This window comes from Alloalcanivorax balearicus MACL04 (assembly GCF_025532145.1).
Lineage (GTDB): Bacteria > Pseudomonadota > Gammaproteobacteria > Pseudomonadales > Alcanivoracaceae > Alloalcanivorax > Alloalcanivorax balearicus.
Window position 1 is genome coordinate 43512 of sequence record NZ_ARXS01000004.1, and the last position, 12988, is coordinate 56499.

At 62.6% G+C, this 12988-nt stretch carries 10 protein-coding genes; 5 read left to right on the plus strand and 5 right to left on the minus strand.

Annotation, left to right across the window (positions count from 1 at the left end):
* Positions 1-136: 136 nt before the first annotated feature.
* The 5 genes from MA04_RS04785 to MA04_RS04805 all read right to left on the minus strand — a co-directional run bounded on the left by MA04_RS04785 (position 137) and on the right by MA04_RS04805 (position 7668).
* Entirely contained in the window at positions 137-790 is a 654-nt protein-coding gene (locus MA04_RS04785; protein WP_080531638.1) for an SPOR domain-containing protein, read from the minus strand.
* The gene (gene argS, locus MA04_RS04790; RefSeq protein WP_262459624.1) at positions 790-2544 is read right to left on the minus strand and encodes an arginine--tRNA ligase; all 1755 of its coding nucleotides are present in this window, start codon (positions 2542-2544) and stop codon (positions 790-792) included. The genes MA04_RS04785 and argS overlap by 1 nt, the downstream gene beginning before the upstream one ends.
* Positions 2545-2639: 95 nt before the next feature.
* Positions 2640-3785, minus strand: a complete 1146-nt coding sequence (locus tag MA04_RS04795; RefSeq protein ID WP_262459625.1) for an HlyD family secretion protein — start codon at positions 3783-3785, stop codon at positions 2640-2642.
* A gap of 14 nt (positions 3786-3799) precedes the next feature.
* Positions 3800-5389 (minus strand): DHA2 family efflux MFS transporter permease subunit, encoded by a 1590-nt coding sequence (locus tag MA04_RS04800; protein ID WP_262459626.1) that lies wholly within the window; start codon positions 5387-5389, stop codon positions 3800-3802.
* An 80-nt stretch (positions 5390-5469) separates the two neighbouring features.
* On the minus strand, positions 5470-7668 hold the full coding sequence (locus MA04_RS04805; RefSeq protein WP_262459627.1) for a primosomal protein N': 2199 nt from the start codon (positions 7666-7668) through the stop codon (positions 5470-5472).
* 134 nt (positions 7669-7802) lie between these two features.
* Here MA04_RS04805 and rpmE point away from each other — a divergent pair, with 134 nt between their 5' ends.
* From rpmE to MA04_RS04830, 5 genes are all read left to right on the plus strand, one after another.
* Positions 7803-8021 carry a 50S ribosomal protein L31 gene (gene rpmE / locus MA04_RS04810; RefSeq protein WP_014996299.1) on the plus strand — a complete coding sequence of 73 codons (219 nt, stop codon included), beginning with the start codon at positions 7803-7805 and terminating at the stop codon, positions 8019-8021.
* 192 nt (positions 8022-8213) lie between these two features.
* Positions 8214-9488, plus strand: coding sequence for a malic enzyme-like NAD(P)-binding protein (locus MA04_RS04815; RefSeq protein ID WP_026948244.1), 1275 nt, complete (start codon positions 8214-8216; stop codon positions 9486-9488).
* A 132-nt stretch (positions 9489-9620) separates the two neighbouring features.
* Positions 9621-10169 (plus strand): hypothetical protein, encoded by a 549-nt coding sequence (locus MA04_RS04820; protein WP_262459628.1) that lies wholly within the window; start codon positions 9621-9623, stop codon positions 10167-10169.
* Between the two features lie 35 nt (positions 10170-10204).
* On the plus strand, positions 10205-11602 hold the full coding sequence (locus MA04_RS04825; RefSeq protein WP_262459629.1) for a DKNYY domain-containing protein: 1398 nt from the start codon (positions 10205-10207) through the stop codon (positions 11600-11602).
* Positions 11599-12921, plus strand: coding sequence for a DKNYY domain-containing protein (locus MA04_RS04830; RefSeq protein ID WP_262459630.1), 1323 nt, complete (start codon positions 11599-11601; stop codon positions 12919-12921). Before MA04_RS04825 ends, MA04_RS04830 begins: the two co-directional genes overlap by 4 nt.
* Positions 12922-12988: the final 67 nt, after the last annotated feature.

The following is a 12988-nucleotide window of genomic DNA, read 5'->3' on the forward strand; positions in this document are numbered from 1 at the left end:
ACGCAACACGCTGGCACGCCATGCTTGCCAGCCCCGCGGCCAGATGGAAGGGCCGGATTGCCCGGGAATCAGGGCTGAGCCAACAGAGGCCGGTCCGCTTAGCGTGTTTGCGTGCCGGCGTGTTGCGTGTAAGCGATTACTTTTTCACCTGAATCGGCAGGGTTTCCACGCCGTTGGAGGCCAGCTGGTCCTGGGCCTTATGCAAGGTGTTGACGCTGTTGTAAGGGCCGATCATGACCCGGTGCCAGGTGTCGCCGTTTTCCAGCTTTACCGGTTGCAGGCGCACTTCATAGCCCTTGAGGATCAGCTCGGCGCGGCGGCGGTCGGCGTCACTGGCGTTACGGAAACTACCGGCCTGAAGCATATAGATCTTGCCGTCGCCGGCATCGGCGGTGGTGCCGCCGTTCGTGCTGGTGTCGGGTTTGGCGGCGGTGGCCGGTTTGTCATCGCGGCCGGCGGTGGCCGGTTTTTTCGCCGGTGCCGGTTTCTCGTCCTTGGATTTGGGCACGATCACTTCCATCTTCGGTAGCACCGCGTAGAAATCGAAGGTCGGCTCGTCGCCACTGGCCTTGGGTTTGCCGTCGTTTTTACCCTTGTTCTGGCCGGACTGTTCCGGGGCTTTCACCAGGGTGGCGGTGCCCGCTTCTTTCTGTACCTGGGCCAGATGCACCAGGAACGCCAGGAACAGACCGGCCACCACGCCGGTGAACAACCAGACCCAGCCCGGGACCTGACGCTTTTTGCTGTTCTTGCGAGGGCTGCGGCTGGCGCCGCGGGTGTTCTTTGCCATTACATACGCTCCAGCGGCGTCAGTCCAAGCAGTCGCAGGCCCTCGGACAGGGTGCGGGCGGTCAGGGCGGCCAGCTTCAGGCGGCTGGCGCGCAGGGCGTCGTCATCGCCGGACAGGATCGGGCAGTGCTCGTAGAAGCTGGAGAACAGCCCGGCCACGTCGTAGAGGTAGGCGCACAACAGATGGGGCTGGCCCTTGTCCGCTACCGACTGCACGGCTTCGCCGAACTGTACCAGACGGGCGGCCAGGGCCTGCTCCGCTTCCTCGCGCAACAGCAATTCGCCAGCCACCTGATCCAGCGACAGGCCGGCCTTGCGGAACACGCTGACCACCCGGGTGTAGGCGTAAAGCAGATAGGGCGCGGTGTTGCCATCGAAGCTCAGCATCAGATCGAAATTGAACACGTAGTCGCTGGTGCGGTTCTTGCTCAGATCCGAGTACTTCACCGCGCCGATACCAACGGCGTGGGCAATGGCGCGCAACTCGTCCTGATCCAGTTCCGGGTTTTTCTCGCTGACCAGTTGATAGGCCCGTTGCTCCGCTTCGTCGAGCAGGTCGATCAGCTTCACGGTGCCGCCGTCGCGGGTTTTGAACGGCTTGCCGTCGGGGCCGTTCATGGTACCGAAGCCCATGTGGGCCAGATCCACTCCAGCGCCGACAAAACCGGCTTCGCGGGCCACCGCGAACATTTGCTGGAAGTGCAGGGCCTGACGCTGATCAACGAAATACAGGATGCGATCAGCGTGCAACTGATTGGCGCGGTAGCGCAGGGCCGCCAGGTCGGTGGTGGCATAGAGGTAGCCGCCGTCCGCCTTGCGCACGATCACCGGCAGGGTGTCGCCATCTTTGTTGCGGAACTCATCCAGGAACACGCACAGGGCACCCTGATCCTCGGTGAGCAGGCCGGCGGCGTCCAGGTCCGCCACGACTTTTGGCAGGTCATCGTTATAGGTGCTTTCACCGCGCACATCGGCGGCGGTGAGACTGACGCCCAGGCGCTCATAAACAGCGTAGCAATGGCTCAGAGAAACCCGGTTGAACTCGTTCCACAATTTCAGACAGTACTCGTCACCGGATTGCAGCTTCACCACCAAAGCACGGGCACGATCGGCGAATTCCGGGGACTCATCGAAACGCAGCTTGGCGGCGCGGTAGAAGGTTTCCAGATTGGCCAGTTCGCGGCTCAGTTCGGTATCGCCTTCCTCGGCTTTCTGTTCCTCCAGATACGCCAGCAGCATGCCGAACTGGGTGCCCCAGTCGCCCACGTGGTTCTGGCGGATCACCTTGTGGCCGAGAAACTCCAGCGAGCGCACCACGGCATCGCCGATAATGGTGGAACGCAGATGGCCGACGTGCATTTCCTTGGCCAGATTGGGGCCGGAATAGTCCACCACCACGGTTTGCGGCTGGCGCGGACGGGGCACCGCCAGATGCTCGTCGGCCAGGGCCGCTTCCAGCTGCGAGGCAAGCCAGTTGTCGGATTGAAAAAAATTGATAAAACCGGGGCCGGCGATCTCTGTTTTCGCCAGGGCCGGGTCTTCCGGCAGGGCATCCACCAGGGCCTGGGCCAGATCACGGGGCTTCACACCGGCGGGCTTCGCCAGCATCAACGCGATGTTGGTGGCGAAGTCGCCGTGGCTTTTATCCTTGGTACGCTCGATCTGCACCGGCCGGCGCGCTTCCGCGGGCAGCACGCCGTTGGCGGTCAGGGTATCCAGGGCGCTGTCGATCAGCGCGATCAGACGGTCTTTCATGGTTTCTCAAGACGGGTTCGATTGGGCGGCGATTGTACGTGAATCCGGATCGAATTGCCGCCCCCTGAAAGGCGCGCCGGAGGTCCGGCCCGTCCTCAATTCCCCCTCACATCGATATCCACTTCCACCATCATCCCCGGACCGATCAGCTCCAGTGGGCCATCCTCCAGGCGGATGCGTACTGGCAGGCGCTGGGTGATCTTGGTGAAATTGCCGGAAGGGTTGGGATCCGGCAACAGCGCGAACTGGCTGGTGGCGGCGCGGCCGATGACCTGCACCGAGCCACTGAAAGACTCCTCCGGATAGGCATCAACGGTGATTTTCACCGGCTGGTCAAGGCGCAGCTCGGCCACATCGGTTTCCTTGATGTTGGCCGCCACCCACAGGTCGTCCGGATCGTGCATCATCAGAATCGGTTGCCCCGGTGACACGTACTCGCCCTCATCGATCAGGGTCTTGTTGACCACACCGTTGATCGGGCTGCGTACGGTGAGATCCTCCAGGCGCAGTTCCTGTTGCGCCAGTCTTGCCTTGGCCTCTTCCAGTTGTTGCCGGGCGATGCCTACCTGGGCTTTCATCACCGTCGGCGGCGGCAGAGGCACTTGCACGCCATTGAGAAAACCGACGTGGGCGTTGTCGGCCTGCGCCTGACCGACCGCCACCTCTTCCCGCGAGCGTTGATATTCCGCCTGGGCGGCCTGATAGGTGTAGTAGTCCTGATCCCGTTGTTGCTGTGAAACGGCGCCGCGCTGGTGCAGGGCGTCGGAACGTTCAAAATCCTTGCGGGCCTGAGTCAGTCGTGCCTGGGCTGCTCTTTCCGCCGCTTTGACCGATTGCAGTTGCTGGCTGGTGATGTGCAGACCACCCTCGAATTGCTGTTGGCCGAGGTCCAGGCGGGCCTGTTCGTAGTCGAGCCTGGCCTGCATCGCGGCGACGTTGGCTTGCAGGGTCTTCAGTTGCTGTTGATCCGGCTCACTGTACAGGCGGGCCACCACGTCGCCCTTTTGCAACCGGTCTCCCTCGGTGAGGGTGAACTCCGGGACCCAGCCAGGCAGCCGGCTGCTGACAGTGACCTGACTGGACATCACCCGGGCGTCCTGGGCGCTGACGTGGGTGAGCCGGTGATGGATGGCGAAGGCCATCCAGATCAGGCACGCCACCACCAGAGCCACCAGCGCGGCGAGCTTCAGCCACCGCGAGGGGCGGCGCAGATAGCGGGAACGGGACGAGCTGTCGGTCATGGTGTCGTCATCCTTCATTGTATTGCCGGGTTGTTGGCGGGGGCATTGGTCACGGGGCGGGGCCGGTTATGCAGGCGGCTCAACAGCACCGAGGGGATCGCCACCAGCACCAGGCTGGCCACCAGAATCCAGAACCCGTCCTGGTAAGCGAAAATCGATGCCCAGATGGTTTCCAGCCGCCCCATTAAATGCCCGGCCATGGCCTGTAGATGGGTGTCCGGTACCCCCAGCCGGTCGGCCAGTTCGGCCAGTTGACTCAGTTGCTGCTGGGCGGTGGTGTTGCCGGCATGCACGCCGGCGTTGAGTTGCTGGCCATGCTGTACGGTGCGGCGTTCCAGCATGATCACCAGGCCGGCGGTGCCGAGCGCGCCGCCGAGCTGCATGGCGAAGTTGATGGCACCGGAGCCGTGGCCGGTAAGGCGGGGCTCCAGCGCGGCGATGGCCTTGGACAGGGTGGGTGGTGGGAACGCCGCCATGCCCACGGAGAGAATCGCCATGGTGGTGGCGAGGTAGGCGAAGGAGGTATCCCAGTCCATCAAGGCCATGTGCCAGACCGCGAACAGAGCGCAGGCCAGCCCGGGCAGCGTCAGCCAATGAGCCGGATAGCGGTCACTGAGGCGGCCCACCAGCGGCACCAGAATCGCCAGGACCAGAGTGGAAGGCAGGAATATTTTGCCGGCACTGACCGGACTGTAATGCAGAACGGTCTGCACGAATTGGGGCAGCAGATACATGATGCCGTAGAAAGTGCCGCCGAACAGGAACATGGCGGAGGTTCCGGTAACGAACACGCGGTTGCGGAAAATGGCCAGATCCAGCAGTGGGTGGCGGCAGCGCTTTTGCCAAAGGAAAAAAGCGGTGCCCAGCAGGACGCCGGTGACCATCAGAATCGGCACCCGGGGATCATCCCAGCCCCAGCGCTGACCATTGGACAGCGCCGCCAGCAAGGAGAAAACGGCGGCGAAGGAGATCACCACGCCAGCCCAGTCAAACGGTGAACGCGGTCCTTTACCTTCGCGGGGCGGTAAAAAGAAGTAGCCCATCACCACCGCGGCGACACAGATCGGCAGAGTGATGAAGAAGACGTAACGCCAAGTGAAATTCTCCACCAGCCAGCCGCCGATCACCGTGGCCAGGGTCAGCGGCAGCCCCAGACACATGCCGTACATGGCGGTGGCCATGCCGCGGCCTTCCGGCGGATAGGCGGCGAACAGCGCTTCCATGGCCACCGGCCGGATCAGTCCGGTCATCGCCCCCTGAATGACCCGGGCCGCCACCAGCGCCGCCATGCCCTCGCCCAGACCGCCGAGCAGGGAGGCGGCGATGAACACCAGCAACAGCCCCATGAAGGTGGCGCGCTGGCCCACCGCTGACACCAGCCAGGGGGCCACCAGGAGGGATACGGTGGTGGAGGCCAGAAAGCCGGTGGACAGCCATTGCACCTGGCTGTCGCTCATGCCGAAGGCGCCCTTTATATAAGGAATGGCGACGTTGACGATGGTGATCGACATGCCCAGCGCCACCAGACCGAGCATGACGGTGAGCGTTACCCACAAACGGTAACGCGGACCGTAGCGCTGGAACAGAATGTCCACCTGACTCATGCATGCTCCTGAAGCGCCCGGGCGGGGTGCGCGGGAAGCCGCCAGTTTAGTCAAGTGAGGTGACGCATTCCAATGGCGAATTACACCATTTCGGTGGGATCCACATCCACATGCCAGCGGCAGTGGCGGGCGGAGGGCAGGCCTCGGGCGTGCCGCACCAGAGCGTCGAGCACGCCGTGCAGAGCCGGACGCTGGCGCGCCTGCAGCAGCAGTTGGGCGCGATAGCGGCCGGCCCGTTTTTCCATCGGCGCCGGCGCCGGTCCGAGCAGATTCACGCTGTCATCATCGACGTTACTGTGCTGCAGAAAGGGCGCCGCGCACTCATCAAGAAAGGCCAGGGCCTTGTCCATGGACATGGCCTCGCAGCGCAGTAAAGCGAGATGGCCGAACGGCGGCAGCCCGGCCATCCGCCGTTCCTCCAGCAGCGTGTCGGCAAGGGCGTGATAGTCGCCGGCGGCGGCCAGACGCACCAAATGATGATCAGTATGGCGGCTTTGCAGCAGCACCCGGCCACGCAGATCTTTGCGGCCGGCGCGGCCGGCCACTTGCAGCAGTAATTGCGCGGCCTGTTCGGGGCCACGGAAGTCAGCGCTGAGGAAGCCCGCGTCCAAATTGGTGATCACCACCAGGCTCAGACGGGGGAAATGGTGACCTTTCGCCAGCATCTGCGTGCCCACCAGCACCGCCGGCGCGCCGCCCCGGATTTCCGCCAGTTTGGCATCCAGGCTGCCCTTGCGGCGGGTGGTATCACGATCGATGCGGACCACCGGCGCCTGGCAGTGATCACTTAACAGGGCCTCCAGTTTTTCCGTGCCGGCGCCGGCGTCGATCAGATTGCTGGAGCCGCATTCCGGGCAGCGCCGCGGCACCCGCTGCTGATGATCGCAATGGTGGCAACGCAACTGTGACAAGCTGCGATGCCAGGTCATGACGCTGTCGCAGCGTGGGCATTCCGCCTGCCAACCGCAATCCCGGCACAGGATTACCGGGGCGAAGCCGCGCCGGTTGAGAAACACCAGAGCCTGTTCGCCACGGCGCACGGTGTCTTCGATGGCGGTCAGGGCGGAGGGCAGCAGCGGCGCGTCCGGGGCGGCGTCCCGGGCATCCAGCAGCTCGATATCCGGCAGCGCGGCGCCGCCCGCCCGTTCGCGCAAACGCAGCCACTGGTAGCGGTCGGTGTGGGCCAGATGCAGGGTTTCCAGGGCCGGAGTGGCGCTGCCGTGGACCACCGGAATGTTCCATTGGCGGGCGCGCCAGGTGGCCAGATCCCGGGCGTGGTAGCGGAAACCGTCTTGCTGCTTGAGGGACCCGTCATGGGCTTCGTCGACGATGATCAGCCCCGGGGCTTGCAACGGTGTGAATATCGCCGAACGGGTGCCGATAATGATGCGTGCCCGGCCTTCGCCGGCGGCAAGCCAGGCTTCCAGCCGCTCGCGGTCGTTCAGGCCCGAATGCATGACCGTCACCGGCACCGCGAAACGTTGGCGGAAACGGCGCAGGGTCTGCGGCGTCAGGCCGATTTCCGGCACCAGTACCAGCACCTGCCGGCCGGCCGCCAACACGGGCGCCATCGCTTGCAGATAGACCTCGGTTTTGCCGCTGCCGGTGACGCCGTCCAGCAGGAAGGGTTGAAAACCGCTGGCCTGATTGATCGCCTCGATCGCCAGACGTTGTTCCGGGCTGGCGCTCAGAGCAGGCTCGGCCAGGACATCCGCTGGCAGCGGCGGTACCTGGGGCAGGAGTTCTTCGCGCTCCGCCCACTGCTTCTCGCGCAGGGCCTGGAGCGCGGGGCGCGATACCGACAGCGCTTCCAGCATGGCCGGGGTGAGGCCGTCCGGGTGTTCGACCAGCAAGGCCAGGGCTTCCTGTTGGCGTGGCGCCCGTTTCAGGCGGTCCGTCGTCACATGCCGGCCGCGGTCGGTGATGCGCCAGCGGATCTCGGCGTCCGGCCGTGCCGCCTGCCCTTGGCGCAGCAGTGTCGGCAGCACGAAATTCAGCACTTCGCCAAGGGGGTGGTGATAGTAGCCGGCGGCCCATTCGCACAGGGCGTAGAGCCGGTCATCGATGATCGGTGCCTGGTCGAGGACTCGTTTGACCGGTTTGAGGGTTTTCAGGCTGCTGGGCTGATGATCATGGACCACGCCCACCAGGATCCGTTTGCCGAACGGCACTTCCACCCGGGCGCCACGGGGCGGCACCGGCGTCTCCGGTGGCAGGGAATAGTCAAAACAGCCTGGCAGGGGGACCGGCAAGGCAACCTGTAAGGTGGAGAGCGGCACGTGGAAATCCGGAAAACAGCGGTTACAGCTTGCGCATCGGGCGCAAACTGATATAGTTCGCGTTCACTTTTCCCGGCGTAAGCCAGTGTGGTGCCCGGCCTTGATCGGGTAGCGACACGCAATGGAGCCCAGTTATGAAAGCAGACATTCATCCTGAATACCAGGACGTGGCGATTTCCTGCAGCTGCGGAAACGTCATCCAGACCCGGTCCACCCGTGCGGGTGATTTTTCCGTGGACGTATGCTCCGCCTGCCACCCGTTCTACACCGGCAAGCAGAAGCAGGCGGACAGCGGCGGTCAGATCGACAAGTTCAAGCAGCGCTTTGGTGTGGTGCGCTCCAAGAAGAACTGATCGTTCTCATTGCTTGGCGTTCCACCTGTAAAAAGCACCCGGAAGGGTGCTTTTTACGTTCATCGGCAGCATTGTTTTACACAAATGACGGTTTTGCATCGATAGTGTTGATATCGATGGAAATTTACGTCGATTGATATTTATTTGGCCAATATAGTGTTTTAAAGCCCGTTTCGGGGAGCGGAGACCACCATGTCCGAGGATTTCAAGAAGGCGGCCCTGGATTATCATGCCAAACCGCGTCCAGGGAAGATCAGCGTCGAGGTGACCAAAAGCGCGAAAACCAGTCGCGACCTCAGCCTGGCCTATAGCCCCGGCGTAGCAGAACCGGTGCGTGAAATCGCACGTGAACCGGAGTTGGCATACCGTTTTACCGCCAAAGGCAACCTGGTGGCGGTGATCAGTGATGGCACCGCTATCCTGGGATTGGGCAATCTGGGCGCGCTGGCTTCCAAGCCGGTGATGGAAGGCAAGGGCATCCTGTTCAAGCTGTTCGCCGGCATTGATGTGTTCGACATCGAAGTGGAAGCGGAGGATCCGCAGGCGTTCATTGATACCGTGGTGCGCATCCATACCACCTTTGGCGGTATCAACCTGGAAGATATCCGCGCGCCGGAATGCTTCGAGATCGAACGCGTACTCAAGGAAATCTGCGACGTGCCGGTGTTCCATGACGACCAGCATGGTACCGCCATCGTGGTCGGCGCCGGGCTGCTCAACGCGCTGGAAATCCAGAACAAGCGCATCGGGGACATCAAGGTGGTGTGCGTCGGCGCCGGCGCAGCCGGTGTTGCTTCCGTGCGGTTGCTGATCGAAATGGGCGCGCGCAAGGAAAACATCCTGGTATTGGACCGCAAGGGTGTGATCCACAACCGCCGCGATGATCTCAACCAATACAAAGCGGCGTTGGCCAACGACACCGACAAGCGCACTCTGGATGACGCCATCGAGGGCGCCGACGTGTTCATCGGCGTGTCCGGCCCGGATATGCTGACGCCGGAAATGGTGAAGAAGATGGCGGACAAGCCGATCATCTTCGCGCTGGCCAACCCGGACCCGGAAATTCGCCCGGAAGTGGCCAAGGCCGCCCGGGCCGATGCCATCATCGCTACCGGCCGCTCCGACTATCCGAACCAGGTCAACAACGTCCTGTGCTTCCCGTACATGTTCCGCGGAGCCCTGGACGTGCGCTCCACCTCCATCAACGAGGACATGAAGCTGGCGGCGGTTCACGCCATCGCCGAGCTGGTCCGCGAGGCGCCGCCCCAGGAGGTACTGGAAGCTTATGGTGGCGAGCCGTTGAACTTCGGTCCGGAATACATCATTCCCAAGCCCAACGATCCGCGCCTGCTGGGCCGGGTCTCCGCCGCCGTGGCCCGCGCCGCGGTGGATTCCGGTGTCGCCCGTAAAGGCTACCCGTCTCACTATCCGCTCAAGTCCCTGGACGATATCTTCCCGGAACTGTAACGACGGTCCGCAGGGAAAAAAGCCGGAGAATTCTCCGGCTTTTTTTGTTGAGAGCGCCGGTCTTGAAAAGTGGATCTGAAAAACGGAATTGGACGTTGGTGCGCCGACTTCCCGTGATGAGACAATCACGAGGTGATTGTCGTGAAGGGGATGGCAATGTCCGGGGTTGAACCTCTCAGTCTGGATAGTCCGTACTGGTCGGAATTGAGCCACGCCTATGGCGGCGCATCGGATATTCCCCCATTACTGAAACAGCTTGATGCCTTGCCGGAAGCGAAAGGCGAGCGGGAGCCCTGGTTCACCTTGTGGAGTGCCCTGGCTCATCAAGGCGATGTCTATTCCGCATCTTTCGCGGCGGTGCCTCATGTGGTGGCGGCAATCGCACGGTCGCCGGCCACGGTGAGTGGTGGCTACTTTCACTTTCCTGCCTGGATCGAGATCTGCCGATGCCGCAACGGTGTGAGGGTCCCCGAGGAGCTGCGCGCGGCCTACTTTGAAGCGCTGCGTCAATTGCCGATGCTTGTCGCGCTAGCGTCGTCGCGGGAATGGGATGCGGAGCTGATCAGCGGTTGTCTGGCCGCTATCGCGGCGTCAAAAGGGCACGCCTCTATTGCTGAAGCGGCTTTGGAGCTGACACCGGAGATCGCCGAGGAATTTCTCGAAGGATTCTTTGGGCGGTAAGCTCCTTCCTTTGAGACTGCATGGAGGCAGGGGTCTTGGAGAAGACAAAAAGACGTATCCCTCTCATTGGGGGCAAAATCGCGGTCATCATCACCTTGCTGGTTTGTGTGGTGAGTGGCGTGGCGATTTATGTAATGCTCGCTCCGAAAGGTCCTGAAGCGGATCCTGTCAGTTATCCCGCAAGTCGTTATGCTCATGACCAGACTGGACAGGTCTGGTTTCTGCGTCCCGGTGACGGCTATCAGTTGGTGACGGGGGCGGATCCGGACAGTTTTGAGCCGATACCCGGTGACACGGGACGGGGCTACGTCTACAGCGGTCTGGGGCGTGACCGTGATCACGTCTATGCACTGGGACAGCGCATGCCGGGTGTGACGCCGGACAGCGTGGGTTACCTGGAATCGCGCTATTACATCGCCGGCGATCAGGCCTATTACGGCATCACGCTGTTGGAAGGAGCCGATCCCGGCCGGTTGCGGGTATTCCAGAATGCCCCAAGGTACATGAACGAGTACGCCCATGATGATCGGCGCCTGTATTTTCAGGGGAACTGGATCCAGGGCGCGGACATCGCGTCTCTGGCGAAAGTCCCCCGGGAGGCGCCGACGCCGGCGGAACGGGTATATCTGAGGGATCGCCACCGGGTGTACTACCGGGACCGCGTGGTGCCGGGCGCCCGTCCGGATCGATTCACTCTGATCAACGTGGAAGGCCAGAGTCGGAACCTGGTCTACGATGCGCATTACGGTTACGACGGCCGGCGTTATTTTCTGGGGGCCCGGGCGCTGCCGGATCGGGTGTCCGGTACCGATCAGGCGCTGCCGTCGGGCAGCCTGAAACTGCTGCTGGCGGACAAGGAGCTGGGCTGGCATGCCCTGTTCTATCAGGGCCGGGGACTCTTTTATCACCAGCCCCTTACCAATGAGTTGAAGCCCCTGTGCCAAAGGGATTCCGGCGCTTCCCTGGAACGGATCGGACGTGGGTTCTACCGGGATGATCGGCATCTGTACTACGCCTGGACGGCACTGGATCATCGCAGGGGGCGGTACGCCAGCGGCCTGCGTGGCTGGTACACCGGGTTGGAAGTGGTGCCCGGTGTCCATCCCGATGATTTGCGCCTGATCGGCGAGCGCCGCTTGCGCATGCAAGGCAAAACCCTGACCGGGAATCTGTACCAGGCCGGTGAACACCGTTTCCTCAATCCCACCGAGGGATATGTGGCCGGCCTGTGGGGCGTGGATGAAAAAGGGCAGCCACAGAGGCTGGACAGCGCCCGCAAATGCCTGGCGTATACCCGCAATCCGGACTGGAATTACGTTCCGGTGCGTGCCCGCGGTATTCTCATCCTGCTCGCCATTGCGCTGACGGTCATCGGTGGTATCCGCTGGCTGTGGCGGCGAAAGGCAGCAGGAACCAAAGGAGAGCATCAATGAGAAGATGGGGGCAGGGACTGGCCTGGGTCATGGCGGTTCTGTCATTGCTGGTTACGCTGATGCTGTTGCTGGACCCTGGGGAAGAACCCAAGGTGACTCGCACTGATTATCCGGTGAGCCGCTACAGCCATGATGAGGACGGCGGTATCTGGTTTCTACGGGCCGGGGAGGGCCAGCATCTGGTCGAGGGTGCCGATCCGGAAACCTTCGAGCCAGTGCCTGGTGACAGCAGGAAGGGTTTCTTCTACAGCGGTCTGGCCCGGGACCGGGAGCACTTTTACGTGGATGGACACCGCAAGCCGGAAGTGGATCCGGATTCCGTGGGTTATCTGGGCCGCCATTATTACCGGGCCGATGAGCGCGTGTACTACCGGAATACGTTGCTGGACGGCGCCGAGGCCGCCAGAGTCCGCGTCCGCCACGGCGATTACGCCGACGACGGTGCCCGTCTGTACTATCAAGGGCACTGGATCGCCGGTGCCGATGTGTCCTCGCTGAGCGAAGTGGCGGTGACCGAACGGACTTCGGCGGACTTTTACTATCTCAAGGACGCCAGCCGGGTCTATTACCGGGGAAAGGTGGTGCAGGGGGCCGAACCGGCGGACTTCACCGTGATCAGGGTCGAGGGCGACACCTGGGGTAACCACTACGGCTACGATGGTCGGCGCTATTTCTTCAAGGACCAGCCATTACCCGATCAAGTGGCGGACACCGGCCGGACTCTGCCGCCCGGTGCGCTGCAATTGCTGCAGGCGGACAAAGAATTCGGCTGGCATGTGCTGTTCCATGAAGACGACACCTTTTATTTCCATCAACCCTTCACCAATGAATTGAAGATGTTGTGCCGGCGTGATTCCAGTGCGCCCTTGGAAGCCCTGGCACAAGGGCTCTATCGGGACGACCGGCATCTGTATTACGCCTGGGTGGAATGGGACTGGAACCGGGGAGGCCGGGGAGGAGGGCACGGGCTGCAGGGTTGGAGCAGCGGCCTGGCGGTGGTGCCGGATGTCGATCCGGATAAGTTCCGTTTTATCGAAAAGGCGCGCTACCGCCGGGCGGGTTCCGCGCTGCGTGGCGGCGTGTACGATGCCGATGGACAGCGTTTTTTCCACCCGGATTACAAGGGAGCAGCGCCCTACCAGGCGGCGTTGATGGGTTTCGATGAGAGTGGCGAGTTGCGCCACTTACGACATGACAGCCGCTGTGGGGCCTATACGGAGTCCTCGAACCGCCCCGGTTTTTTTCGGGATATGAAGGACGCCGTTAAATGGATCGGCAACGGTTTCCGCCATGAAAGGCAGGAAGACGGAGCGGATTAGGGCGGTCTGACAGCGGAATCGCGGCTTGTGAGCCGCGTTTCCGCTGTGACCTGAGCAACCGGAAAGG

Excerpts from the sequence above, each read along its gene's own strand:
- rpmE (WP_014996299.1), top strand. The coding sequence starts at position 7,803 with ATGAAAGCAGACATTCATCCTGAATACCAGGACGTGGCGATTTCCTGC.
- MA04_RS04800 (WP_262459626.1), bottom strand. The coding sequence starts at position 5,389 with ATGAGTCAGGTGGACATTCTGTTCCAGCGCTACGGTCCGCGTTACCGT.
- MA04_RS04830 (WP_262459630.1), top strand. The coding sequence starts at position 11,599 with ATGAGAAGATGGGGGCAGGGACTGGCCTGGGTCATGGCGGTTCTGTCA.
- argS (WP_262459624.1), bottom strand. The coding sequence starts at position 2,544 with ATGAAAGACCGTCTGATCGCGCTGATCGACAGCGCCCTGGATACCCTG.
- MA04_RS04795 (WP_262459625.1), bottom strand. The coding sequence starts at position 3,785 with ATGACCGACAGCTCGTCCCGTTCCCGCTATCTGCGCCGCCCCTCGCGG.
- MA04_RS04815 (WP_026948244.1), top strand. The coding sequence starts at position 8,214 with ATGTCCGAGGATTTCAAGAAGGCGGCCCTGGATTATCATGCCAAACCG.
- MA04_RS04785 (WP_080531638.1), bottom strand. The coding sequence starts at position 790 with ATGGCAAAGAACACCCGCGGCGCCAGCCGCAGCCCTCGCAAGAACAGC.